At 69.7% G+C, this 23,000-nt stretch carries 20 protein-coding genes, 1 tRNA gene and 3 pseudogenes; 10 read left to right on the top strand and 14 right to left on the bottom strand.

The genetic code is table 11. From position 1 onward, the window contains the following. Positions 1-135: 135 nt before the first annotated feature. The 6 genes and pseudogenes from ACZ7J0_RS16210 to ACZ7J0_RS16185 form a co-directional block, all read right to left on the bottom strand. Entirely contained in the window at positions 136-1,005 is an 870-nt protein-coding gene (locus ACZ7J0_RS16210) for an alpha/beta fold hydrolase (protein WP_470887795.1), read from the bottom strand. An 8-nt stretch (positions 1,006-1,013) separates the two neighbouring features. After that, positions 1,014-1,763 carry an SAM-dependent methyltransferase gene (locus ACZ7J0_RS16205; RefSeq protein ID WP_470887891.1) on the bottom strand — a complete coding sequence of 250 codons (750 nt, stop codon included), beginning with the start codon at positions 1,761-1,763 and terminating at the stop codon, positions 1,014-1,016. A 15-nt stretch (positions 1,764-1,778) separates the two neighbouring features. Then, positions 1,779-2,990: pseudogene (locus ACZ7J0_RS16200) on the bottom strand (glycosyltransferase); the annotation flags it as partial. Positions 2,991-3,283: 293 nt separating this feature from the next. Next, on the bottom strand, positions 3,284-4,321 hold the full coding sequence (locus ACZ7J0_RS16195; protein ID WP_470887793.1) for a GNAT family N-acetyltransferase: 1,038 nt from the start codon (positions 4,319-4,321) through the stop codon (positions 3,284-3,286). A gap of 127 nt (positions 4,322-4,448) precedes the next feature. Beyond that, a complete protein-coding gene (locus ACZ7J0_RS16190; protein WP_470887791.1) occupies positions 4,449-5,093 on the bottom strand; it encodes a hemerythrin domain-containing protein in 645 nt (214 codons plus the stop codon). Continuing rightward, positions 5,090-5,575 (bottom strand): carboxymuconolactone decarboxylase family protein, encoded by a 486-nt coding sequence (locus ACZ7J0_RS16185; RefSeq protein ID WP_470887789.1) that lies wholly within the window; start codon positions 5,573-5,575, stop codon positions 5,090-5,092. The genes ACZ7J0_RS16190 and ACZ7J0_RS16185 overlap by 4 nt, the downstream gene beginning before the upstream one ends. A 93-nt stretch (positions 5,576-5,668) precedes the next feature. Here ACZ7J0_RS16185 and ACZ7J0_RS16180 point away from each other — a divergent pair, with 93 nt between their 5' ends. The 3 genes from ACZ7J0_RS16180 (at position 5,669) to ACZ7J0_RS16170 (ending at position 9,498) form a co-directional block, all read left to right on the top strand. Then, positions 5,669-6,556: a LysR family transcriptional regulator gene (locus ACZ7J0_RS16180; protein ID WP_470887787.1), complete on the top strand. Its 888-nt coding sequence runs from the start codon at positions 5,669-5,671 to the stop codon at positions 6,554-6,556. A 203-nt stretch (positions 6,557-6,759) separates the two neighbouring features. After that, entirely contained in the window at positions 6,760-7,647 is an 888-nt protein-coding gene (locus tag ACZ7J0_RS16175; RefSeq protein WP_470887785.1) for a LysR family transcriptional regulator, read from the top strand. Between the two features lie 576 nt (positions 7,648-8,223). Next, the gene (locus ACZ7J0_RS16170; protein WP_470887783.1) at positions 8,224-9,498 is read left to right on the top strand and encodes a M23 family metallopeptidase; all 1,275 of its coding nucleotides are present in this window, start codon (positions 8,224-8,226) and stop codon (positions 9,496-9,498) included. 88 nt (positions 9,499-9,586) lie between these two features. Here ACZ7J0_RS16170 and ACZ7J0_RS16165 read toward each other — a convergent pair. Further along, a tRNA-Gly gene (locus tag ACZ7J0_RS16165) sits at positions 9,587-9,657 on the bottom strand. A 479-nt stretch (positions 9,658-10,136) separates the two neighbouring features. On the opposite strand from ACZ7J0_RS16165, the gene dcd reads away from it, so the two are divergent. Beyond that, on the top strand, positions 10,137-10,712 hold the full coding sequence (gene dcd / locus ACZ7J0_RS16160; RefSeq protein WP_468709228.1) for a dCTP deaminase: 576 nt from the start codon (positions 10,137-10,139) through the stop codon (positions 10,710-10,712). Positions 10,713-10,715: 3 nt separating this feature from the next. Further along, positions 10,716-11,213 (top strand): phosphoribosyltransferase, encoded by a 498-nt coding sequence (locus tag ACZ7J0_RS16155; RefSeq protein WP_468709229.1) that lies wholly within the window; start codon positions 10,716-10,718, stop codon positions 11,211-11,213. A gap of 87 nt (positions 11,214-11,300) precedes the next feature. On the opposite strand, the gene ACZ7J0_RS16150 is transcribed toward ACZ7J0_RS16155, so the two are convergent. The 4 genes and pseudogenes from ACZ7J0_RS16150 to ACZ7J0_RS16135 form a co-directional block, all read right to left on the bottom strand. After that, positions 11,301-12,230, bottom strand: coding sequence for a Yip1 family protein (locus tag ACZ7J0_RS16150; protein WP_470887781.1), 930 nt, complete (start codon positions 12,228-12,230; stop codon positions 11,301-11,303). 226 nt (positions 12,231-12,456) lie between these two features. Continuing rightward, positions 12,457-14,703, bottom strand: coding sequence for a (Fe-S)-binding protein (locus ACZ7J0_RS16145; RefSeq protein ID WP_470887779.1), 2,247 nt, complete (start codon positions 14,701-14,703; stop codon positions 12,457-12,459). Between the two features lie 143 nt (positions 14,704-14,846). After that, positions 14,847-15,155: pseudogene (locus ACZ7J0_RS16140) on the bottom strand (sugar transferase); the annotation flags it as partial. A 354-nt stretch (positions 15,156-15,509) separates the two neighbouring features. Further along, positions 15,510-15,704 (bottom strand): annotated as a pseudogene (locus ACZ7J0_RS16135) (sugar transferase); the annotation flags it as partial. A gap of 227 nt (positions 15,705-15,931) precedes the next feature. Between ACZ7J0_RS16135 and dnaK the strand changes: the two are divergent. From dnaK to ACZ7J0_RS16115, 4 genes are read left to right on the top strand one after another with little or no spacing between them, the layout of a single operon-like run. Further along, positions 15,932-17,785, top strand: coding sequence for a molecular chaperone DnaK (gene dnaK, locus ACZ7J0_RS16130; protein WP_469120599.1), 1,854 nt, complete (start codon positions 15,932-15,934; stop codon positions 17,783-17,785). Beyond that, complete coding sequence (grpE, locus tag ACZ7J0_RS16125; protein ID WP_468711614.1) at positions 17,782-18,432, top strand: nucleotide exchange factor GrpE; 651 nt, start codon at positions 17,782-17,784, stop codon at positions 18,430-18,432. Before dnaK ends, grpE begins: the two co-directional genes overlap by 4 nt. A 27-nt stretch (positions 18,433-18,459) precedes the next feature. Next, positions 18,460-19,641 (top strand): molecular chaperone DnaJ, encoded by a 1,182-nt coding sequence (dnaJ, locus tag ACZ7J0_RS16120; protein WP_470887777.1) that lies wholly within the window; start codon positions 18,460-18,462, stop codon positions 19,639-19,641. 4 nt (positions 19,642-19,645) lie between these two features. Continuing rightward, entirely contained in the window at positions 19,646-20,098 is a 453-nt protein-coding gene (locus ACZ7J0_RS16115; RefSeq protein ID WP_468711612.1) for a heat shock protein transcriptional repressor HspR, read from the top strand. A 180-nt stretch (positions 20,099-20,278) separates the two neighbouring features. Here ACZ7J0_RS16115 and ACZ7J0_RS16110 read toward each other — a convergent pair whose 3' ends face one another. After that, positions 20,279-20,752 carry a hypothetical protein gene (locus tag ACZ7J0_RS16110; RefSeq protein ID WP_470887775.1) on the bottom strand — a complete coding sequence of 158 codons (474 nt, stop codon included), beginning with the start codon at positions 20,750-20,752 and terminating at the stop codon, positions 20,279-20,281. Then, entirely contained in the window at positions 20,704-21,738 is a 1,035-nt protein-coding gene (locus tag ACZ7J0_RS16105; protein ID WP_470887773.1) for a helix-turn-helix transcriptional regulator, read from the bottom strand. Before ACZ7J0_RS16105 ends, ACZ7J0_RS16110 begins: the two co-directional genes overlap by 49 nt. Positions 21,739-22,141: 403 nt before the next feature. Between ACZ7J0_RS16105 and ACZ7J0_RS16100 the strand changes: the two genes are divergently transcribed. Next, the gene (locus ACZ7J0_RS16100; RefSeq protein WP_468711606.1) at positions 22,142-22,462 is read left to right on the top strand and encodes a (2Fe-2S)-binding protein; all 321 of its coding nucleotides are present in this window, start codon (positions 22,142-22,144) and stop codon (positions 22,460-22,462) included. A 124-nt stretch (positions 22,463-22,586) separates the two neighbouring features. On the opposite strand, the gene ACZ7J0_RS16095 is transcribed toward ACZ7J0_RS16100, so the two are convergent. Further along, positions 22,587-23,000: a pyridoxamine 5'-phosphate oxidase family protein gene (locus tag ACZ7J0_RS16095; protein WP_470887771.1), complete on the bottom strand. Its 414-nt coding sequence runs from the start codon at positions 22,998-23,000 to the stop codon at positions 22,587-22,589.

The raw sequence follows: 23,000 nt of genomic DNA, 5'->3' as shown, positions 1-23,000 counted from the left end.
CCAGTCCGCTCGCACCAGTCCGCTCGCACCAGTCCGCTCGCACCAGTCCGCTCGCACCAGTCCGCTCGCACCAGTCCGCTCGCACCAGTCCGCTCGCACCAGTCCGCTCGCGCCGATCCGCTCACGCCGATCCGCTCACGCCGGAGTGGACGGGTCCGGGAGCGTGGCGAGTTCGCCCAGGACGCGGGCTGCCGGCGCCGGGTCGACCAGCCACTTCAGGTGGCTTCCCTCCAGCGTGCGGACGTCGTACGGGTTGTCCGGCGTCAGCTCGTTGCCCTCGCGGATCAGCCGGTCCTGTAGGGCGAGAGGCAGGCTCGTGTCGTCGGCCAGTCGGATGTAGGTCTTGGGTATGCGGCCCCAGGTCGCGGCCTGCGCCCGGTCGGCGGAGCCTCCGACGTCCAGGTTCTCGTCGGGCTGGAAGGTGTTCAGGAAGGTGAGGAACTGCTCGTCGGTGCCGTCGGCGAAGAAGGCCGCCTTGAATGCCGCGAGTGAGTCCGGGTGCGCGGTGCGGAAGTTGACGCGGAGCAGGCCGAGCTCGGCAGGGTTTCCGGCCAGCGCCGAAGCGAAGGCGGCGGGGTCGACCGTGGCCATCTCCGGCTCGGCGTAGTAGTCGTTGACGTCGAGGTCGACCGGGCACCAGGCCGAGACGTAGACGATGCGGTCGATCAGATCCGGGCGGGCGTTGGCCGCGGCCGTGACCGTGACACCGCCGCGGCTGTGGGCGACGAGGATCACGGGGCCGTTCCGCTTGGCCCGTTCGAGGATCCCGATCAGGTGCGCGGCGTTGTCGGCGAGCGTCACGCCCTTGATCGAGCCGGGCGCGGTGGCGAGCCCCTCGGGGTCCTGAGGCGACTGGTAGGCGTGGGTGAAGGTCGCCTGGAACCCGTGGCCGGGCAGGTCGACGGCGACCGAGCGGTACCCGAGGAGGCCGAGTTCCGCCTGGAGGGGCGCGAAGGAGAAGGAGTTCGCGAAGGCTCCGTGGACCAGTACGAATGTCGGTTGCATCTGTGTACTCACTTTCCGGCCGCTACGGGGGTCTGGCGCAGGACCAGGCAGAGGAAGCCGAAGCTGTCCCGGTACCCGTGCAGCCACTGCGAACGCTGGGCGTTGGCCGTCTCCAGCACCTGGGCGCCGGCCGGATCGGCAGGGTGGTCCAGGGCCCATGCGGCCAGCGAGCCCCAGCAGGCCCACTCGTACGCGTCCAGCTCACCGCGGGTGCTGACATGGCCGTGGACAGGGGTCCAGCCGTCGGCGACGACGCGGTCCACGGTGGTCGCCAGGTCGTCGAGGTCACCGAACATCTCGATGGCCTCCGGTGAAGGGGCGCGGTCCCAGAACGACTCACCGATCAGGACGCGGCCGCCGGGGGCCAGGTGCTTGCGGGCCGCCGCGAGGGTGGGGAGAAGGCCGCCGAAGGCATGCGTGGCGCCGACGCTGATCACCAGGTCGAACGGCTCTGGGGAGACGAAGTCCGCGGCTTCCTGGTGGTGGAGGACCAGGCGCTCGTCGACCCCGAGTCCGCTCGCTGCCTGGCGGGCCTGCGTCAGGGCGACTTCGGAGGTGTCGACGCCCTCGGCGTGCAGGTGCGGGCGCGTCGCCAGGGCGCGCAGAAGCCATTCCGCTGTGCCGCAGCCGAGGTCGAGCACTCGCTCGTCGCCCCGCGGGAGGCCGCGTTCGAGCAGCCGGCTGACCGAGTCGTCGTCGAGCGGGGACTTTATCGGGTGGTCGGCATGGGCAATGCTGGAGATCTGTTCGCGGCTCACCGGCGCAGCGTGTGCCGTGTCGAGGAGCAGCTTCGCGGCCACCGCCGTCCCGTCGGTGCGGATCATGCCGGCGACGGCCTTCGCCCGTGCTGCCGTCTCGGGGGCCAGGGTCGTTTCGAGCGCGGCTGACAGGGACTCGAAGGTCGGGGTGGGACCGTCGTGTGCCGCGCCGATGCCCAGCTCGGCCACACGGCCGGCCCAATAGGGCTGGTCCGCCATCTGGGGTACCACGACCTGGGGCGCGCCGGCCCGGGCGGCCGTCGTCGTGGTGCCCGCGCCGCCGTGGTGCACGACGGCGGCCACCCGGCGGAAGAGGGCCTGATGGTTGACCTCGTCGACGGCGAAGCAGTCGTCCTTGTCGTCGGCCGGTTCCAGGTCGGCCCAGCCGCGGGAGAGCAGGACACGGCGGCCCTGCGCGCGGATGGCCTCGATGGCAGCCCGGGTGACGTTCTGCGCGTCGCGCACGGGAATGCTGCCGAAGCCCACGTACACCGGTGGTGTGCCGGCGTTCAGGAACGCCTCCAGATCAGCCGGGAGCGGGCGTTCGTCCGGCCGGATCCACGCGCCGGTCTGCACCACGTCGAGGTCCGCGGGCTCCAGCCACGGACTCAGGACCGGGTCGGCTGCCAGCAACGGCCGATCGGTGAGGACGTGGTCGCGGACGCTGTCCACCGGGGGCAGGCCGATCGATGCCCGGTGCGTGTTGATCGCCTCGCCGAACAACGCGTTCAGGTTCTCCGCGTTCAGCTCCCACAGCACCCGGTTGTCGGTCACCTCCGGCGGGACCGGCCGGCCCGGCCACGCCAGCGGCGGGTGGTGCGGCGACGGCAGGAACGCCGGATAGTAGGCCACGGACATGTAGAGGATGCCCAGCTGCTCCGCCACCGACCGCGCGGCGGCCAGGGCCGGGACCAGGCCGGTCGCCACCACCACGTCACAGCCCTCTGCGGCCGCGGCGACCGCATCGTACGTGGAGGTGAGCAACGCGGCCGTGCGCTCGGCCAGGCCCGCCGCCGTCGGCGCCGTCCCGGTCACCACCGCCTTCACGACCGGCCGCAACGGCTCGCCGATCGGCGCCGGCGGGAGGTCCAGGCTCTCCAGCAGCTCCGCGAAGTCCGGCGGCGCGCACACGCGCACCTCCGCGCCGAGCGCCCGCAAACTCACTGCGAGTCCCACCATCGGCTCGACGTCTCCACGCGACCCGTACGCCATCAACAACACACGCATTCAGCGACTCTCATTTCCATGGATGCCGGCCTCGGCCGGTGAATGTGCGGCAAGACTGGTGCCTTGCCGGAAGCCCCTGGGGGACCCCGGTTGCGGAGCTGCGGCGGTCACCGAGCCCAGGGCAGCTCACGGTTGCCCTCGGTACCGGGTACGGAAGACGACGCCGTCGGAGCGCATCGAGACGTGGGCCTCGGCCCCTTCCGGGGCATGGATCCGGCGGATCCGGTCCGCCGGCAGGATCAGGGTCCGGCCGGCCGACACCTTCTCTACCGGAGGTGAGTAAGGGCACGGGGTCAGGCCGCGGGCACGTCGAGCTGGTACTCGCGTGTGCGCCGGTAGGAGCGGAAGCCCAGTGCGTGGTTGACCGCGAGCATGTGGACGTTGTCCTCGGCGCAGTCCGTCTCGATCTCGACGACTCCGGAGTGCTCGGCGCGCAGCCGGCGCACCATGGCGGCCTTGACCCACAGCCCCAGCCCGTGGCCGCGGTGCGCGGGCGCGACGGCGGTGTCGTACTGCTGCGCCCGCGGCGGCGCTCCTTGGGGGAGCAGGATCTCGGTGTAGCCGGCCATGGTGCCGTCGTCGTGGACGGCGGCGAGAGTCAGCAGCGTGTCGCCGCGGTCGGCGATCACCTGGGCCATGGCCCGTACGCGGTCGGCGTCCCAGTCCACGGTGCCGTAGTCCAGGTCTCCGACGGGCATGTCGTTCATCGCGTCCTTGGCGGCGGCGAAGGCGGCGGCGAGGTCGTCGGGCACCGTGCCGGTCCAGCCGGTCAGCCGGTAGCCGGGGTGCTCGGCCTCGACGACCTGGACAACGGCGGCCTCGTCCAACTGGTCCAGGTGCAGGATCAGATGGTCCAGGGCCAGTGCCTGGCGGAAGTTCCGCCTTTGGCAGAAGGCGTCGCCCGGGCTGTCGGCCGCCGCTTCGACGATCAGGCTGCGCCGGTCCTCGGCGCGGCAGGCCGCCACGACCGCCGCCAGCAGGAGGGAGCCGGTTCCCAGGCGCCGGTGTGCGGGGTCGACGTGGAGTTCCAGTTCGGCCAGGTGATCCCGCCCGGGGGAGGTGAACAGCCGCAGGCCCGCGACTCCGGCCGGGCTGCCGTCCGCCCCGGTGGCCAGCCAGGTCAGCCGGTGGCTGTTCAGCGTGGGCTTGGTGAGCTGGGCGTGGATCTGCGCGGGGCCGGGCGGCGGTACGTCCGGCAGGTCGTGGGCCATCGAGGCGGCGACGACCTGGTGCCAGGCGGCGGCGTCGGTGGCCGAGATGTTGTGCAGCGGAGTGAGACGGATGTGCTCGGACAAGGCGATGACTCCATGGATCTTCAGGGGGAACGTCATTCCGGGTTCCGGACGTTGCGCATGCATGCCGTGCGCACGACTACGGGGCCGGTGAACCACCCCACGGGTGGCGTCGGGCCCTGCGACACCGGCCGACGCGACGCTCTGCGGGGCGCGGCAGGCGGTGTCAGTGCGTCGGAGCGGTGCCAGGACTCCAGCGGTCCAGGGCGGTGTAGGCCGGGGCCCACTCGGCGGTGCAGGCGGCGCGAACGGATGCGGGCAGGGGAGCGAGCAGCTTCTCCACCGTCGGCTCGTCGGCGCCGTCCATCAGCCACGGCAGCAGCAGCGGTGCGTCCGGGCCGATCAGCTGGGCATGGACCTGGCCGAAGTGGTCCCACTGCTCGGCCGTCAACGCCCGCCGGATCAGCGGCAGGGCCGCGTCCTCCTCGTGCTTGAGGTGCCCGGCCAGGCCGGTGGTCAGCGCGTCGGCCAGAACGCCCAACCGCAGCTGATCGACCTCGGGGTCGGCGAGCGCCACGTCGATGGCCTCGATCAGCGGGTCGATGGCGGCGTGCTCGGCCTCCATCGCCTCCAGAAGAGCCAGGTCCTTCGGGCGGCGGGCCAGACGTCGGCGCAGCGCCGGCCACAGCGCGTCGTCCTCGGCCGTGTGGTGGGCGCGGAGGGCCTTCTTGAACAGCGTCCATCCGGCAGTGGCCGGTAACTGCCGGGGGTCACGGTTCGTGCCGGTGGTCATCCGGTCCAGATGGGCCAGCTCCCGGCGCAGGGCGTCGTGCATCGCGTATGTCGCGGTCAGGTCGATGGCATCGCTCATGGCCGGAGTCGGCTCCAGGACGTGCCGGCCGGTTCACGGACACCGGTGGTGCGGCAGTTGAACATGTTGGTCACGCCGATCGACAGGATCAGCGCGGACAGCTGGTGCTCGTCGAAGTGCGCGGACAACTGATCCCACAGCTCGTCAGGCACCGCGTCAGGTACGGCACCCGGGGATCGGTCGGCCAGGCGCGTGACCTCCTCGGCCAGCTCCAGCGCGGCGCGCTCGGCATCGGTGAAGAACGGCGCCTCCCGCCAGGCGGCCACCGCCGTCACCCGCTCGTCGCTCTCGCCCGCCTTGCGCAGGTTCTGCACGTGGGTGTGCACACAGTCACCGCAGCCGTTGATCTGGCTGGCGCGCAGAGCCACGATCTCCGGCAGCTCATCGGGGAGGGCGCCCTGGTTGACCGACTTGAAGAAGTTGCCGATGCTCGTGAGCGCGTCCGGCAGGACGAGCGCCGGGTTCTTCATGCGTGATTGCATGCCCTCAACCTTCTTGCGGGTCGCAATCGTGATCAATGTAAACTTCCGCGCGGTTCGATAACCGCTGGGTTATCGAAGGGGGCTGGGGGGCCGGTGGAGCTGCGGGACATCGAGATCTTCCTGGTGCTGGCGGAGGAACTGCATTTCGGTCGGACCGCGCAGCGGCTGCACGTCTCCCAGGCACGCGTCAGTCAGGCCATCAAGAAGCAGGAGCGGCGCATCGGCGCCGAGCTGTTCACCCGCACCAGCCGCACGGTGTTCCTGACCGAGGTCGGCCGGCAGTTCCGTGACGATCTGCAGCCGGTCTACGCGGGCCTGCACGAATCCCTGGAGCGCGCCCGGCTGGCGGCCCGCGGCATCACGGCACAGCTCCGCCTCAGCCTGATGCCCTTCAACATGGCCGATCTGCACCCTTACTGGAAGGCGTTCCGCGCGCGGTACCCGCAATGGGGACTCCAGATCCGCCAGGCGACCTTCACCGATCCGTTCGGCCAACTCCGTAGCGGTGCCATGGACGTCGTGGTCGTCTGGCTGCCGGTGGAAGAGCCGGACTTCACCGTCGGTCCGAGCCTGTGCACCGACTCCCGGATCCTTGCCGTGTCCGCCGAGCACCGGTTCGCGGCACGGGACTCCGTACCGGTGGAACTGCTCGCCGAGTTCCCGCACGCCACTGCCCTCGGCCTGCCGGACTACTGGGAGGACAGTTACCTGCCCTTCCACACTCCACGAGGCCGGCCGATCGAGCGCATCGCGGCCGCGGACAACGCCGACGAGCTGATCAACCTGGTCGGCATGGGCGAGATCATCCACACCTTCCCAGGCCATGTCACCAGGTACTGGGGCATGTCGAACATCCGATTCCTTCCCGTCCCCGACCTGACGACCATGACCTTCGCCCTCGTCTGGCGGACCGAGTCGGAGAACGACCTCATCCGCGCTCTGGCCGACACGGTGCGCGATCTCGGCGTCTTCCACTTCTGACGCAACCTGCGGCGCGGAACTCCGGTTCGCAACCGGTCGGGGCGACGGCGAAGGTCCAGGTCTCCGACCTGGGCGCTCGCACCTGAGCGAATGACGGGAAACGAACCCGCGCTACAAGCTTCTTGCGGGTCGCAATCGTGATCAATGTAAACTTCCGCGCGGTTCGATAGCCGCTGGGTTATCGACGGGGGGCTGGGGGGCCGGTGGAGCTGCGGGACATCGAGATCTTCCTGGTGCTGGCGGAGGAACTGCATTTCGGTCGGACCGCGCAGCGGCTGCACGTCTCCCAGGCACGCGTCAGTCAGGCCATCAAGAAGCAGGAGCGGCGCATCGGTGCCGAGCTGTTCACGCGCACCAGCCGTTCGGTGTTCCTGACCGAGGTCGGCCGTCAGTTCCGTGACGATCTGCAACCGGTCTACGCGGGCCTGCACGAATCCCTGGAGCGGGCCCGGCTGGCGGCCCGCGGCGTCACCGCCCGGCTCCGCGTCAGCATGATGCCGTTCAACGTCGCCGATCTGCACCCTTACTGGAAGGCGTTCCGCGCGCGGTACCCGCAGTGCGAACTCCAGATACGTTCGGCGACCTTCAACGATCTGTTCGGCCAGCTACGTTCCGGTGCCATGGATGTTCTTGTTGTCTGGCTGCCGGTGGAAGAGCCGGACTTCACCGTCGGTCCGACCTTGTGCACCGACTCCCGGGTCCTTGCCGTGGCCGCGGACCACCGGTTCGCGGGACGGGACTCCGTGCCGGTGGAACTGCTCGCCGAGTTCCCGCACTCCACCGCCCTCGGTCTGCCGGACTACTGGGAGGACGCCTACCTGCCCTTCCACACCCCGCGGGGCCGGCCGATCGAGCGCCTCAAGCCCGCGGACAACTCCGACGAACTAATCAGCATGGTCGGCATGGGCGAGATCATCAATACCTTCCCCCACCACGTCACCAGGTACTGGGGCATGTCGAACATCCGATTCCTTCCCGTCCCCGAAATAGAGAACCTCAACTTCGCCCTCGTCTGGCGGACCGAGGCGGAGAACGACCTCATCCGCGCTCTGGCCGACACGGTGCGCGATCTCGGCGTCTTCCACTTCTGACGCAACCTGCGGCGCGGAACTCCGCTCCGGAAGACCGGGTCTGCTGGGGTCTGATGTCCACGAGCGCCGTCACGGGCGCGGCTGCCGGCGCGAGGATTTTCCCGGGCTCCGCCGCTGATGCGCGCCAGCCGCTGGAGGGGTGCCATCAGCCTTTGGCGCGGACGTGACACGCACCGCTCACGCCTGGCCGGAGAACAAGAAAGGCCCGGGTCTCCTGACCTGGGCCTTCTGCGTGGAGCGGGTGACGGGAATCGAACCCGCGCTCTGAGCTTGGGAATCACCGCTGTTTTGGCCGTCCATGTGGCCTCTGACCTGCGGACATTCCTCTTCGCGGGTCCGTCCGGGAGGCTCTGCTCACACCCGTGGTGACCGCTGTTCACCGCCCTGGAGGGCGCGGATGGGGCACGTGCCGACCCCCGCTCGGCGGTCCGGTGCGGCTGGACGGGTGTAGTTCGGCGCCTGACTCCGGCGCCGTCCGCCGGGAGCGTCGCTCGGCCGGATTACATGGGCCTGCGCCTCGGCGTGGGGCGTGCCGGTGCCCTTCACGGTCCCGGACCCGACGACTGGAAGAGCACCATGGCAGAGCGCCACCCTCGCAACCGCACCGGCCGCGGCCCGCTACGTCGCGGGCTCGCCGCCGCCGTGCTCGCGGTCGGCATGATGACGGCTTCGGCGGCACCCGGATACGGGACCGGCCCGACCACGCCGGCGCCCCGCCCCCAGTTCACGCCGTTGACGGCGGCCGTGATGACCGAACCGGCGCCGTTCCGCGCCACGGACGGCAAGACGCACCTCTCGTACGAACTGCTCACCACGAACGCGTTGTCCAGCAGCGCACGGGTGCGGCTGGACCGGGTGGAGGTCCGGGACGCCCGCACTCACCGTGTGGTGGGCTCGCTGAGCGGGCAGGCGCTGGCCGATGCCGCCAACCCGGTGGGCGACCCCCTGCCGGGGGCGGACGGGTACACGCCGGCGCCCCCGGGGCCGACGCCGACCGTCATTCCGGGCTCCCAGCAGTGGGTCGTCTGGCTCGACCTGGTCCTCGACCGCGGTCAGCGGGTGCCCAAGGTCCTCGAGCACCACCTCTCGGGTGCCGTCCTCACCGCCTCCGGCCCCTCCCCGTTCGAGGAGACGGTCCAGATCACCCCGACCGACCGCACCGCGCAGCTGAACCTGGACGCGCCGGTCCGTCCCGGCACCTGGTACTCCAGCGAGTCGTGCTGCGGCAACACCCACCACCGGCGCGGCCTCGGCCCGATCAACGGCCGCTTCTACGTGCCGCAGCGCTTCGCGATCGACTGGTACCGGGTCGGCGAGCGGGGGCAGACCTGGGAGGGCGACCCCGCGCGGCTCACCAGCTACCTGAGCTACCGGCAGCCCGTCGTGGCGGCGGCGGGCGGCAGGGTGGTGGAGGTCCAGGACGGGATCCCGGACAACACGCCGCCCGTCACGCCGCCGGTCCCGCCGATCGAGCAGACCGTCGGTAACCACGTCACCGTGGAGGTCGCGCCCGGCCGCTACTTGCTCTACGCCCACCTGACGCCCGGCTCGCTCAAGGTCCGGGAAGGCGACCACGTCGAACCCGGCCGGGTCCTCGGGCTGATCGGCAACAGCGGCAACTCGACCACGCCGCACCTGCACTTCCACGTGATGACCACGCCCGAGTTCTTCCCGACCGACAGCCCGCCGTTCACCTTCCGGAAGTTCCGCGTCGTCGGACAGGTCGAACCCCGCCTCTGGGACGACAACCTGGGCACCCAGCTGACCGGCGTCCTCCCGATCACGCCCTCGCCGTACGACGGACCCCATCGTGCGCGGTATCCGCTCGACCGTGAGGTGCTGGAGTTTTGACCGCTCCCGGTCGGCCCCGGCGCGTGACGCCCGGAGAGGCCCGGACAACGACGAAGGCCCTGGTCTCTGACCAGGGCCTTCGTTCAAGAGCGGGTGACGGGAATCGAACCCGCGCTCTGAGCTTGGGAAGCTCATGTTCTACCATTAAACTACACCCGCGTAACGGACCCGATCACGGTGCCGCATCGTCGCACACTCTACCCCATATCCAGGCCCTTCGGTGTCGTCTCCCGGGGGGCCCGTGTCGTCTTCCGGCGGTGGACGCGGGTGCGGAGGGCGGGTGTTGGGGCGTAGCTTGGGTGGGCGGAGTGCCGCTCCTGGCTGTGTCCTGTTCATCCCCTAATGTGGCTATCTCGTCCACGGCTTGTTGGGGAAGGGACTCGATGGACCCGATGGAGCGCACCCTCGTTCGCTGTGCCGAAGGGCACGTGTTCAGCACCACTTCGTTCCCGCTGCAGCAGCTCGGTACCGGCCGGATCGGACCCGGGCGGCTTCTGCGGTGTCCGCGCTGTGCGCGGCTGCGGCACGCCGTGCCCGTGGAGCTGCAGGAGCGGTAGGACGGCCGCCGGAGGCGGGGTGGGGGCGCGCGGGGGCCGTCCGATTGGGGCGGGCCCGCGCGCTCTGCGTATCCTCGGGGCGTGCTTCTCTCAGACAAGGACATCCGGGCCGAGATCGACGCCGGGCGGGTCCGCATCGACCCGTACGACGAATCCATGGTGCAGCCCTCGAGCATCGACGTGAGGCTTGACCGCTTCTTCCGGGTGTTCGAGAACCACCGCTACCCCCACATCGACCCCGCCGTCGAGCAGACCGACCTCACCCGTGAGGTCGAGCCGGAGGGCGACGAGGCGTTCATCCTCCACCCCGGCGAGTTCGTGCTCGCGTCGACGTACGAGGTCATCTCGCTTCCCGACGACATCGCGTCGCGGCTGGAGGGCAAGAGCTCCCTCGGCCGGCTCGGGCTCGTCACGCACTCCACCGCCGGTTTCATCGACCCCGGCTTCTCCGGGCATGTCACGCTGGAACTGTCGAACCTCGCGACCCTGCCGATCAAGCTCTGGCCGGGGATGAAGATCGGGCAGCTGTGCATGTTCCGGCTGAGCTCGCCCGCGGAGTTCCCGTACGGCAGCGAGCGCTACGGGTCTCGCTACCAGGGGCAGCGGGGGCCGACGGCCTCCCGGTCGTACATGAACTTCCATCGGACGCAGGTGTGAGCCATGAGTGACGTACGCGAGAACCTGACGTACGAGGGGTTCGGGCGCGCCGTGCGCGAGCTCGCGCAGACCATCGCCGACGACGGGTACGAGCCCGACATCGTGCTCTCCATCGCGCGCGGCGGAGTCTTCGTCGCCGGCGGCCTGGCCTACGCCCTCGACTGCAAGAACATCCACCTGGTCAACGTGGAGTTCTACACCGGGGTCGGTACGACGCTCGAGATGCCGGTCATGCTGGCCCCCGTCCCCAACGCGATCGACTTCAGCGACAAGAAGGTGCTGATCGCCGACGACGTCGCGGACACCGGCAAGACGCTCAAGCTCGTGCACGACTTCTGCCTGGGGAACGTCGCCGAGGTCCGCAGCGCCGTGATCTACGAGAAGTCGCACTCCCTCGTGAAGTGCGAGTACGTGTGGAAGCGCACCGACGAGTGGATCAACTTCCCCTGGAGCGTCGAGAAGCCCGTCGTACGCCGCTCCGGGCAGGTCCTGGACGCCTAGCGGCGCCCTGCACCCCCGGTACGTGGAGAAAGGCCCCGCCGAGACGCTCGGCGGGGCCTTCTCGCGCTTCACGGGTCTCCGCGTTGTTCAGATGGTGCCCAGCTTGATGATCGACAGCAGCGCGATCAGCTGGATCGCCGACGCCCCCAGGGCCTTCGGCCACGGCAGGTCGTGCGACTTGCTCACCATCGACGTGAACAGCGCTCCCGCCGCGAGCCAGGTCAGCCAGCCGACCACCTGCACCAGGCCGTTCTCCCCGCCCAGGAACAGGGCGAAGACCAGGCGCGGTGCGTCCGTGATCGACATGATCAGCATCGAGAGGCCCACGGTGGGCTGCCACGCGCCGTCGCCGCCGAGCTGGCGGGCCAGGGTGTGGGTCACCGCGCCCAGGATCACGCCACCGATCACGAAGCCGACGCCGGTCATCAGCGCGTACGGAATCGCCGTCGTGATCGTCGCGTTGATCGCCTCCTCGCGCGCCTGGTCGAAGCCGAAGATCGCGAGCAGGCCGTAGAGGAACGTGACGATCAGCGCCGAGCCCCACACCGCGTGGTCCCGCATCTGCCAGAACGTCGGGCCCGGGCGCATCACTATGCCGCTCAGCAGGGCCTTCCAGGCCAGCCGGGGGCCCGAGGGGCCCGAGGGGGCCGGGGCGGTGCCGGCGCGGTAGGTGGCGCCGTCGCCGTACGGGTCCTCGTCGATCCTGAACGCCTGGGTGTGGCCCGGGTTGTTGGCCGCCGACGCCGGCTGCGGGCCGCCGGCGTACGGGTCGTAGCCGTACTGCTGGGCCTGCTGCGGCGACTGGGGGTGCTGTGGGTGCGGGGAGTGGCGCGGGTCGCCGAAGTACTCCGGCTCGCCGTACGGTCCCTGCCCCCCGCCTCCCTGGGGCCACCGTTGCTGATGTTGCTGCGCGTACGGAGGCGGCGGCGCCGCGTTCTGTCCGTACGGCGCCTGCTGCGGTTGTTGTTGCGGGGGGCGGTTGTTGTCCCGGCCGCGTCCGATCCTGAATCCAGCCACGTCAACGAACGTACCCGCTCCCGCTGTGCGGGGCGCGCGGGGCGGCGGAACGCGGCCGTCTTTGCGGCTGACCTGTGACATCCCCTAAGGAGACATCCCCTAAGGGAACCCGTAACGAGGAAGTGGCCGGTCCGCCCCCACGGGCTGACCGGCCACTTCGTCGTTCTCAGGTACCTCCGCGGCCCACGTGCGGACGTCCTGCGCGCAGGCGCCCCCGTGCCAACGGTTACGAGGAGACCGGCTCCTCCACCGGCACGTCCTCCACCGGCGTCTTGACGGAGTCCAGCAGGAGCTGGGCGACGTCGACGACCTGGAGGCTCTCCTTGGCCTTGCCGTCGTTCTTCTTGCCGTTGACCGAGTCGGTCAGCATGACCAGGCAGAAGGGGCAGGCGGTGGAGACGATGTCCGGGTTGAGCGACAGCGCCTCGTCCACGCGCTCGGTGTTGATGCGCTTGCCGATCCGCTCTTCCATCCACATGCGCGCACCACCCGCGCCACAGCAGAAGCCGCGTTCCTTGTGACGGTGCATCTCCTGCTGACGCAGGCCCGGGACGGCGGACATGATCTCGCGCGGGGGCGTGTAGACCTTGTTGTGACGGCCCAGGTAGCACGGGTCGTGGTACGTGATCAGACCGTCGACCGGGGTCACCGGGATCAGCTTGCCCTCGTCGATCAGGTGCTGGAGCAGCTGCGTGTGGTGGATGACCTCGAACTCGCCGCCCAGCTGCGGGTACTCGTTCGCGATCGTGTTGAAGCAGTGCGGGCAGGTCGCGACGATCTTCTTCGCGGCCTTCGGCTTCTTCGTCGCCGGGTCCTCGTCGTCCTCGCCGTACGCCATGTTCAGCATGGCCACGTTCTCCTGGCCGAGCTGCTGGAACAGCGGCTCGTTGCCGAGGCGGCGGGCGGAGTCACCGGTGCACTTCTCGTCGCCACCCATGATCGCGAACTTGACGCCCGCGATGTGCAGGAGCTCCGCGAAGGCCTTGGTGGTCTTCTTCGCCCGGTCCTCCAGGGCGCCGGCGCAGCCGACCCAGTAGAGGTAGTCGACCTCGCTGAGGTCCTCGATGTCCTTGCCGACGATCGGGACCTCGAAGTCGACCTCCTTGGTCCACTCGACGCGCTGCTTCTTGGCGAGCCCCCAGGGGTTGCCCTTCTTCTCCAGGTTCTTGAGCATCGTGCCCGCCTCGGACGGGAACGCGGACTCGATCATCACCTGGTAGCGGCGCATGTCGACGATGTGGTCGATGTGCTCGATGTCGACCGGGCACTGCTCCACGCACGCGCCACAGGTCGTGCAGGACCACAGGACGTCGGGGTCGATGACCCCGTTCTCCTCGAGCGTGCCGATCAGCGGGCGCTCGGCCTCGGCGAGCGCGGCGGCGGGCACGTCCTTGAGCTGCTCCGCGGAGGCCTTCTCCTCGCCCTCCATGGTCTTGCCGCCACCGGCCAGCAGATACGGCGCCTTGGCGTGCGCGTGGTCGCGCAGCGACATGATCAGCAGCTTGGGCGACAGCGGCTTGCCCGTGTTCCAGGCGGGGCACTGCGACTGGCAACGCCCGCACTCGGTGCAGGTGGAGAAGTCGAGGAGGCCCTTCCAGGAGAACTGCTCGACCTGGGAGACGCCGAAGACGTCGTCCTCGCCCGGGTCCTCGAAGTCGATCTCCTTGCCGCCCGAGGTCATCGGCTTGAGCTCGCCGAGGGCGGTGGAACCGTCCGCGTTGCGCTTGAACCAGATGTTCGGGAACGCGAGGAAGCGGTGCCAGGCCACACCCATGTTGGTGTTCAGGCTCACCGTGATCATCCAGATCATGGTGGTGCCCAGCTTGATCATCGCGGCGAGGTAGACGAGGTTCTGCAGCGCGGTGACGCCCAGGCCCTTGAAGGCCAGGATCAGCGGGTACGACGCGAAGTACGCGGCCTCGTAGTGGTCCACGTGGTGCAGGGCGCCCTCGAGGCCGCGCAGCACGTAGATGGCCAGGCCGATCGTGAGGATGACCCACTCGACGAAGTACGCCTGGCCCATCTTGGAGCCCGCGAACCGCGACTTGCGGCCGGGGCGCGAGGGAAGGTTCAGCAGGCGGATGACCATCAGCGTGGCGATGCCGAGGGTGGTCATCGCGGCGATGAACTCGATGTACAGCTCGTACGGCAGGAAGCCGCCGATGATCGGCAGCGTCCAGTCGGCCTTGAAGAGCTGGCCGTACGCGGTGATGATCGTCGGAGGCAGCGTCAGGAAGCCGACGGCCACGAACCAGTGGGCGAAGCCCACGATGCCCCACCGGTTCATGCGCGTGTGGCCGAGGAACTCCCGCACCAGGGTCACACTGCGCTGGTAGGGGTTGTCGGTCCGGGTGCCGGCCGGAGCCGGCTGGCCGAGTTTGAAGTACCGGACGAACTGGCCGATGGCGCGTGCGAGCAGCGCGACGCCGACCACGGTCAGCACCAGCGACACAATGATCGCGGCGAGTTGCATGAGGGGCTCCTCGGGCCTGCGAGGCGGAAGTCAGCGTATGCTGATCAAGCGTGGGCTTACTAAGCGGTAACTTAATCAGTTCAGGCTGAGACTACCCACTTATCGCGCCACGCTGTAGCCAGGCCTGCGGTGATCTGTATCGCTCAGGTGACCCTTCCCCTGAGTGCCGGGAGGGTCCGCGCGAGGATCGCGAGGTCCATCCCCAGCCAGTGCTGATCCACATAGTGCAGATCGAGGAGGGTCATCTCCTCCCAGGGTAGTTCCGAGCGGCCGCTGACCTGCCACAGCCCCGTCATGCCGGGGCGTACGGAGAGCCGGCGGCGTCCCTCGCCCATGCAGCTCTCGTCGGTGGCCGGCAGGGGGCGCGGTCCGACCAGGGACATCTCTCCCCGGAGGACGTTGATCAGCTGCGGCAGACCGTCCAGGCCGAGGCGCCGCAGGTGGCGGCCCAGCGGGGTGAGCAGTGGGTCGCGGGACGGTGTGCTGCGGGAGTGCGGGATGTACGGGGTGAGGGCGCCGCTCTCGGCGCTCGCGCCGACGGCCTCGGCTTCGCAAGCAGTCCCGGTCTCGCAGCCGCGTCCGGTCTCTCCGTCTGCCCCGGTCTCGCCGGCGATCACGGCCTGCCCGCCGACCCCCGCCGCGCCTTCGGACCCGGCGGCCGGCTTCGCCTCGCTCGCCATCACCGCTGCGTCCGCCTTCGCGTCGCCCGCCTTCGGCCCGTCCGCCTTCGCGTCGCCCGCCTTCGGCCCGCCCGCCGTCTCCGTCGCCCCCGGGGCCTGCACCGTCCCGGTCGTCCCGGTCGTGGTCGTCCCCGACGTCCTCGTCGTGCGGAACGCCAGCATCTGAAATTCCCGACCCGCCAGGCCCGCCCGCCGCTCCCGTCTCAGTACTCCTCCGGGTGAACTCGCCGCCACGCCCGCCGCCACGGCGAGCAGGAGCGGGGTCAGTACCAGCAGCAGAAGGAGGCTGCCTGCCAGATCGAGTGCGCGTTTGGCCGTCATGTCCCACACCGTCCCTGGATTGTGTGAGTTATTTGTCCATGTTTGCGGTCAGACTCTCTCACGGCGGGGAGGGAATCCCCGGGCTGCCACGCGGTCCCCGGACCAGTGCTATGAGCGGCCCGGCGGGCGAAGAGTTGAGCCGCCCACGCTCAGGTCTGTTGACGCGTCGGCACGGGTCATGCATCCTTGAGCCAGTTCCACTCAAGTAGTCAGCTGGAGGAATTGAAATGGCACGTGCGGTCGGCATCGACCTGGGCACGACTAACTCCGTCGTCAGCGTTCTGGAAGGCGGCGAGCCCACCGTCATCACCAACGCCGAGGGCGCCAGGACCACGCCGTCCGTCGTCGCCTTCGCCAAGAACGGCGAGGTGCTCGTCGGCGAGGTCGCGAAGCGCCAGGCGGTCACCAACGTCGACAGGACCATCCGGTCGGTCAAGCGCCACATGGGCACCGACTGGAAGATCGAGATCGACGGCAAGCACTTCAACCCGCAGCAGATGAGCGCCTTCATCCTGCAGAAGCTGAAGCGCGACGCCGAGGCGTACCTGGGCGAGAAGGTCGTCGACGCGGTCATCACCGTCCCGGCGTACTTCAACGACTCCGAGCGTCAGGCCACCAAGGAGGCCGGTGAGATCGCGGGCCTCAACGTCCTGCGCATCGTCAACGAGCCGACCGCGGCCGCCCTGGCCTACGGCCTCGACAAGGACGACCAGACGATCCTCGTCTTCGACCTCGGTGGCGGCACCTTCGACGTGTCGCTCCTGGAGATCGGCGACGGCGTCGTCGAGGTGAAGGCCACCAACGGTGACAACCACCTCGGTGGTGACGACTGGGACCAGCGTGTCGTCGACTACCTGGTGAAGCAGTTCCAGAACGGGCACGGCGTCGACCTGTCCAAGGACAAGATGGCTCTCCAGCGTCTCCGCGAGGCCGCGGAGAAGGCGAAGATCGAGCTGTCGTCCTCCACCGAGACGACGATCAACCTGCCCTACATCACGGCCTCCGCCGAGGGCCCGCTGCACCTGGACGAGAAGCTCACCCGCTCTCAGTTCCAGCAGCTCACCCAGGACCTTCTGGAGCGCTGCAAGACGCCGTTCCACAACGTCATCAAGGACGCGGGCATCAACCTGTCCGAGATCGACCACGTCGTTCTCGTCGGTGGCTCGACCCGTATGCCCGCCGTCGCGGAGCTCGTCAAGGAGCTGACCGGTGGCCAGGACGCCAACAAGGGTGTGAACCCCGACGAGGTCGTCGCCATCGGCGCCGCCCTCCAGGCCGGTGTCCTCAAGGGTGAGGTCAAGGACGTCCTGCTCCTCGACGTGACCCCGCTGTCGCTTGGTATCGAGACCAAGGGCGGCATCATGACCAAGCTCATCGAGCGCAACACCACGATCCCGACCAAGCGGTCCGAGATCTTCACGACGGCCGAGGACAACCAGCCGTCCGTGCAGATCCAGGTCTACCAGGGCGAGCGCGAGATCGCGGCGTACAACAAGAAGCTCGGGATGTTCGAGCTGACCGGTCTGCCGCCGGCCCCCCGCGGGGTCCCGCAGATCGAGGTCGCCTTCGACATCGACGCCAACGGCATCATGCACGTGACCGCGAAGGACCTGGGCACGGGCAAGGAGCAGAAGATGACCGTCACCGGCGGCTCCTCGCTGCCGAAGGACGAGGTCGACCGGATGCGCCAGGAGGCCGAGCAGTACGCGGAGGAGGACCACCGCCGCCGCGAGGCCGCCGAGGCCCGCAACCAGGGCGAGCAGCTCGTCTACCAGACCGAGAAGTTCCTCAAGGACAACGAGGACAAGGTCCCCGGTGACGTCAAGACCGAGGTCGAGACGGCGGTCGCCGAGCTCAAGGAGAAGCTGAAGGGCGAGGACACCGCCGAGATCCGCACGGCCACCGAGAAGGTCGCGGCCGTCTCCCAGAAGCTCGGCCAGGCGATGTACGCCGACGCCCAGGGCGCCCAGGCCGCCGGCGGCGACGCCGGTGCCGGTGCGGGTCAGGCCAAGGCCGAGGACGACGTCGTCGACGCCGAGATCGTGGACGACGAGAAGGACGCGAAGGGTGGCGCCGCATGACGGAGGAGACCCCGGGCTTCGAGGAGAAGCCCGACGTCCCCTCCGGCGCCGCCTCTGACGACGCCGCCGAAGCCGCCGAGGCCCCCTCCACGGAGGAGGGCTCGGCGGCCCCGGCCGGGGACGCAGCACAGACGGCCGGCCTGACGGCCCAGCTGGACCAGGTCCGCAGCGCGCTCACCGAGCGCACCGGGGACCTCCAGCGGCTCCAGGCCGAGTACCAGAACTACCGCCGCAGGGTGGAGCGCGACCGGATCACCGTCAAGGAGATCGCGGTGGCGAACCTCCTCACCGAGCTCCTTCCGGTGCTCGACGACATCGGCCGCGCCCGTGACCACGGCGAGCTGGTGGGCGGCTTCAAGTCGGTGGCCGAATCGCTGGAGACGGTCGCCGCGAAGATGGGCCTGCAGCAGTTCGGCAAGGAGGGCGAGCCCTTCGACCCGACGATCCACGAGGCCCTGATGCACAGCTACGCGCCGGACGTCACCGAGACGACCTGCGTGGCGATTCTGCAGCCGGGGTACCGGATCGGCGAGCGGACCATCCGGCCCGCGCGGGTGGCGGTGGCCGAGCCCCAGCCAGGGGCGACGCCGGCCGCGAAGGAAGAGAAGTCGTCCGACGAGGAGAGCGGTGGCCCGGACGAGGGCTGACGCGACCCGGTGGAAGGAGGGACGTCGATGAGTACGAAGGACTTCGTCGAGAAGGACTACTACAAGGTTCTCGGCGTCCCCAAGGACGCCACGGACGCAGAGATCAAGAAGGCGTACCGGAAGCTCGCCCGCGAGTTCCACCCGGACGCCAACAAGGGCGACGCCGGCGCCGAGTCGCGCTTCAAGGAGATCTCCGAGGCGAACGACGTCCTCGGTGACCCGAAGAAGCGCAAGGAGTACGACGAGGCCCGCGCGCTGTTCGGCAACGGCGGGTTCCGGGCCGGGCCCGGCGGCGCCGGCGGCTCGTTCAACTTCGACCTGGGTGACCTCTTCGGGGGCGCCCAGGGCCCGGGGCAGGGCGGCGCCGGCGGCTTCGGCGGCGGACTCGGGGACGTGTTCGGCGGCCTGTTCAACCGGGGCGCCGGTCCGGGTACGCGTACCCAGCCGCGCCGCGGCCAGGACATCGAGTCCGAGGTGACGCTCAGCTTCACCGAGGCGGTCGACGGGGCCACGGTCCCGCTGCGGATGTCCAGCCAGCAGCCCTGCAAGGCCTGTTCGGGCACCGGCGACAAGAACGGCACGCCCCGCGTGTGCCCGACCTGTGTCGGCACCGGGCAGGTCTCCCGGGGCGGCAGCGGCTCCTTCTCGCTGACCGACCCGTGTGTGGACTGCAAGGGCCGTGGGCTGATCGCCCAGGACCCCTGCGACGTCTGTCACGGCAGCGGGCGCGCCAAGTCGTCCCGGACCATGCAGGTCCGGATCCCGGCGGGCGTCTCCAACGGGCAGCGGATCCGGTTGCGCGGCAAGGGCGCGCCGGGCGAGCGCGGCGGTCCGGCCGGCGACCTCTATGTCGTCGTGCACGTCGACGCGCACCCCGTGTTCGGCCGCAAGGACGACAACCTCACCGTCACCGTGCCCGTCACCTTCGACGAGGCGGCGCTCGGCGGCGAGATCAAGGTCCCGACCCTCGGTGGCCCTCCGGTGACGCTGAAACTGCCCGCGGGCACGCCCAACGGCCGTACGATGCGCGCCCGTGGGAAGGGTGCGGTCCGCAAGGACGGCACCCGCGGGGATCTGCTGGTGACCGTGGAGGTCATCGTGCCGAAGGACCTCGACGACAAGGCGCGCGAGGCCCTTGAGACCTACCGCGAGGCGACCGCGGGTGAGGACCCCAGGGCAGAGCTGTTCCAGGCCGCGAAGGGAGCTTGACGTCATGGACATCAGACCGGGACGCAGCCGCAATCCGTATGAACTGACCGACGAGACGCCGGTGTACGTGATCTCGGTGGCGGCCCAGCTCTCCGGCCTGCACCCGCAGACGCTCCGGCAGTACGACCGCCTGGGCCTGGTCTCCCCGGACCGTACGGCGGGGCGCGGCCGGCGCTACTCGGCCCGTGACATCGAGCTGCTCCGGCAGGTGCAGGCGCTGTCGCAGGACGAGGGCATCAACCTGGCGGGGATCAAGCGCATCATCGAGCTGGAGAACCAGGTCGCCGCGCTGCAGTCCCGGGTGGCCGAGCTGTCGGCGGCCGTGGAGGGCGCGGCGGCGACGCTGCGCCAGCGCGAGGCCCAGGTCCACGCGTCGTACCGGCGGGATCTGGTGCCGTATCAGGATGTGCAGCAGGCGAGCGCGCTGGTGGTCTGGCGGCCGAAGCGACCCGAGTAGGCCCGTGAGGCGAGGCCCCCTCCGACGGAGGGGGCCTTCGTCATACCCGGCGCCGGGCCAGCCGGCCTATCACCTGGGCCCGCGCCGCCTGGGCACTTGCTCTGCCGTCCGGCCCGGCGCCCGGCCACCCGGCCTATCACCTGGGCCCGGCGCCGCCCGGCGTCCGCGCCGCCACCCGTGTCACGTGATCATTTCGATGCCCAGGTCGAGCGCCGACTCCCACCACGGCGCCGCGCCCGTCCCGAAGGCGGCGGCCAGCGCCGTTCCCACGGCGATGTCCTGGCCGAGGACCTTGGCGTCGTCCCGCCAGTCGGCCGAGACCGTGCCGTCGCCGGTGGAGTCCAGTTCCCCCAGGGCCCGGCCGTCCCTCAGCAGCCGGCTGGTGACGTACGAGCAGGGCACCAGCCGGTAGTTCACCCCGCCGACCTCGGCGTCGACGCGGTAGGACCGCCGGGAGATCCGCCCCTTGGCGGGCAGGATGCGGGCGGACCGCCCGTCGACGGTCAGGGTGAGCAGGTCGGCCGCCCGGGTACCTATGGGGACATGGACGTCCGGGGTGGTGCCGGGGGCCCGTACGAGCGCGACGGAGGGCAGGCCCTCGCCGGTCACGTGGAGGGTCCCGGCGTCGATGTCGAGGGCGATGTGAGTGGGCATGCCTGATGATCCCGTTCCAGCATTCCGGACTGTGCGATGAGAAAGCCGAGTTGGGCCCGGCTGCCACTGCCGAGGGCGGAGGCGAGCTTGGCGATGTGGGCCCGGCAGGTGCGGACGTTCATCCCCAGCCGGCGCGCTATGGCCTCGTCGACGTGGCCCTCGACGAGGAGTTTGGCTATGGAGCGCTGCACGCCGCTGATGCCGTCCACGGCCGGCGTGTAGGGGACTTCGTGCTCCCAGGGGACACCGTGCAGCCAGAACTGGTCGAAGACGCCCACGAGGTACTGCACAAGGCCCTCGTGGCGCAGCTCCAGGGCGACCCGCCGGTCTCTTCGCGCCGGGATGAAGGCGACCTTCCGGTCCACGATGATGAGCCGGTCGATGATTTCCTCGAGGGTGCGCACCTCGAGGCCGTAGGGCGCGATGCGTTCGACGTATCCCATGGTGGCCGAGTGGTGGCGGGCGGTGTGCTGGTACAGCGTGCGCATCCGCACACCGCGGTCGAGCAGCGGCTCCACCCGGCGCAGTCCGTCCTTCAGCACCTCGGGCGTGCGCCCGCTGCCCGGCTGCAGGGTGAGCAGTTCCACCGTGCACTCGTTGATCACGCGGTCCAGCGTGGCGTTGATCAGACTGAGACCCTCCAGGACGCTGATGGCCTGAGTGGCCGACGGGTCCGGGGCGTTGATGGTCATGAATGGCTCGAACGTGTCGGCCAGCGAGATCGCGAGCTGCCGCCGCTGCTGGATCTCCCGCTCGATGGGGTGTATCAGCTTGTTCAGCGCGATCGACGGCGGGACGGGCCGGAGCCACCGGGAGTCGTCCGGATCGGGGTGCAGCAGGGCGAGGTCTATCAGGCACGGCACCTCTTCGACGTCCGCCCGGGCTATCCGGCCGGCGCGTAGAGCGGTCGCGTACAGGTGCTTTCCGGCATCGCACAGCTCGCCATGACTGTGACCGTTATCCGTATCGCCCCTTTTCGACTGCATTTACACCCCCCTCAGGGTCCTGCATTACAGGAACATGATGCCTGGACTTGCTGGTGGAAGCGTTCGGAGTGAGCCATCGTCGTAGGCGCGGGGGAGGAGGTAATGATCAAAAGAGGTGGAGATCGGCCATGACCAGGATGGTTCGTGCACTTAGCGCCATAGCTGTTGTTGCGGCGGCTGCTCTCGGCGCTGTCGCTGCCAACGGTGAGCCGACGTGGGACAGCGAACCCGCACACAGCGTGGTAGCGGCTCCGGGCGAGCCGACGTGGGACATCGCTCCCACGGTCAAGGGGGAGCCGACCTGGGACGTCGCACCCGCCGGCAAGGGGGAGCCCACATGGGACCTCGCTCCTGCCGTTCAGGGTGAGCCGACCTGGGACGCCGCACCGATGGACGCGGACGCATGACCGTTCCGCCGGACGACCGGGTCTTCCGCCGGGAGATGGCTTCGGCCTATCGATCCGGGTGGCATTTCATCGATCTCGTCACCGCGGTGCCGCACCGTGGCGAATCGTTGATGGTCACCCTCTTCGGGGAGCCCATCCTCGTCACCCGCGGAGAAGACGAGGACATTCGCGCCTACCGCTGCCTCCGTCGGCCCCGAGGGGCCCCACAGCCCGTCCGCTGTGCCATCCGGTACGGCATGATTTTCGTCAATCTCGACCAGCGCGACCACCAGCTGGTCGAGCCCGAGACCACCACCGCCACCCCCCGCAGTGCCTGAGCGGTTCCCCCGTCGTTGTAAATCGCTCAGGTACTTCCCCCACACAGCGGCGCCATCGTGGACCTGAAACACGATGGCGCCGCTGTGCTGTGCCCGTACGGCCGGGCTGATCCGAAGGCGGGCCCTACGCCCGGCCCATCGCGCGTGTCAGCGCGATCTCGATGACCACCCGGTCCGGGTTCGGTGCCGGCGTGCGGTTGTAGCGGGCGGCGTAGCGCTCGACCGCGTCGGCCACCACCTCCGCCTCGGTGCGGATCGTCGCCACGCCCTCCAGCGTCGCCCAGCGCCCCTTGTCCACCTGGCAGACCGCGACCCGCGCGCCGTCCGGGCCCGCCGCCAGGACGTTGGCGACCTTGTGGCTGTGCTTGTTCGTGATGACCCGGGCGATGCCCTTCTCGCCGCCCTCGGGGTCGTACGTCACGCCCACCGCGACCACGTGCGGACTGCCGTCCGGCCGAGGAGTGGTCAGCGTGCTCATGTGGTACTCGCTCCAGAAGGCGCGGTACGAGTCGTCGGGGTTGCTCGGGTCGATGGCCAT

The sequence above is a fragment of the Streptomyces sp. NPDC038280 genome, assembly GCF_055600045.1.
This window is presented reverse-complemented; position numbering and strand designations above follow the sequence as displayed.

What these genes read in the sequence shown, in the direction of transcription:
- ACZ7J0_RS16210 (WP_470887795.1), bottom strand. Translation starts at nt 1,005, where the DNA reads ATGCAACCGACATTCGTACTGGTCCACGGAGCCTTCGCGAACTCCTTC.
- ACZ7J0_RS16195 (WP_470887793.1), bottom strand. Translation starts at nt 4,321, where the DNA reads ATGACGTTCCCCCTGAAGATCCATGGAGTCATCGCCTTGTCCGAGCAC.
- ACZ7J0_RS16190 (WP_470887791.1), bottom strand. Translation starts at nt 5,093, where the DNA reads ATGAGCGATGCCATCGACCTGACCGCGACATACGCGATGCACGACGCC.
- ACZ7J0_RS16185 (WP_470887789.1), bottom strand. Translation starts at nt 5,575, where the DNA reads ATGCAATCACGCATGAAGAACCCGGCGCTCGTCCTGCCGGACGCGCTC.
- ACZ7J0_RS16170 (WP_470887783.1), top strand. Translation starts at nt 8,224, where the DNA reads ATGGCAGAGCGCCACCCTCGCAACCGCACCGGCCGCGGCCCGCTACGT.
- ACZ7J0_RS16155 (WP_468709229.1), top strand. Translation starts at nt 10,716, where the DNA reads ATGAGTGACGTACGCGAGAACCTGACGTACGAGGGGTTCGGGCGCGCC.
- ACZ7J0_RS16145 (WP_470887779.1), bottom strand. Translation starts at nt 14,703, where the DNA reads ATGCAACTCGCCGCGATCATTGTGTCGCTGGTGCTGACCGTGGTCGGC.
- dnaK (WP_469120599.1), top strand. Translation starts at nt 15,932, where the DNA reads ATGGCACGTGCGGTCGGCATCGACCTGGGCACGACTAACTCCGTCGTC.
- grpE (WP_468711614.1), top strand. Translation starts at nt 17,782, where the DNA reads ATGACGGAGGAGACCCCGGGCTTCGAGGAGAAGCCCGACGTCCCCTCC.
- dnaJ (WP_470887777.1), top strand. Translation starts at nt 18,460, where the DNA reads ATGAGTACGAAGGACTTCGTCGAGAAGGACTACTACAAGGTTCTCGGC.
- ACZ7J0_RS16115 (WP_468711612.1), top strand. Translation starts at nt 19,646, where the DNA reads ATGGACATCAGACCGGGACGCAGCCGCAATCCGTATGAACTGACCGAC.
- ACZ7J0_RS16110 (WP_470887775.1), bottom strand. Translation starts at nt 20,752, where the DNA reads ATGCCCACTCACATCGCCCTCGACATCGACGCCGGGACCCTCCACGTG.
- ACZ7J0_RS16105 (WP_470887773.1), bottom strand. Translation starts at nt 21,738, where the DNA reads ATGCAGTCGAAAAGGGGCGATACGGATAACGGTCACAGTCATGGCGAG.
- ACZ7J0_RS16100 (WP_468711606.1), top strand. Translation starts at nt 22,142, where the DNA reads ATGACCGTTCCGCCGGACGACCGGGTCTTCCGCCGGGAGATGGCTTCG.
- ACZ7J0_RS16095 (WP_470887771.1), bottom strand. Translation starts at nt 23,000, where the DNA reads ATGGCCATCGACCCGAGCAACCCCGACGACTCGTACCGCGCCTTCTGG.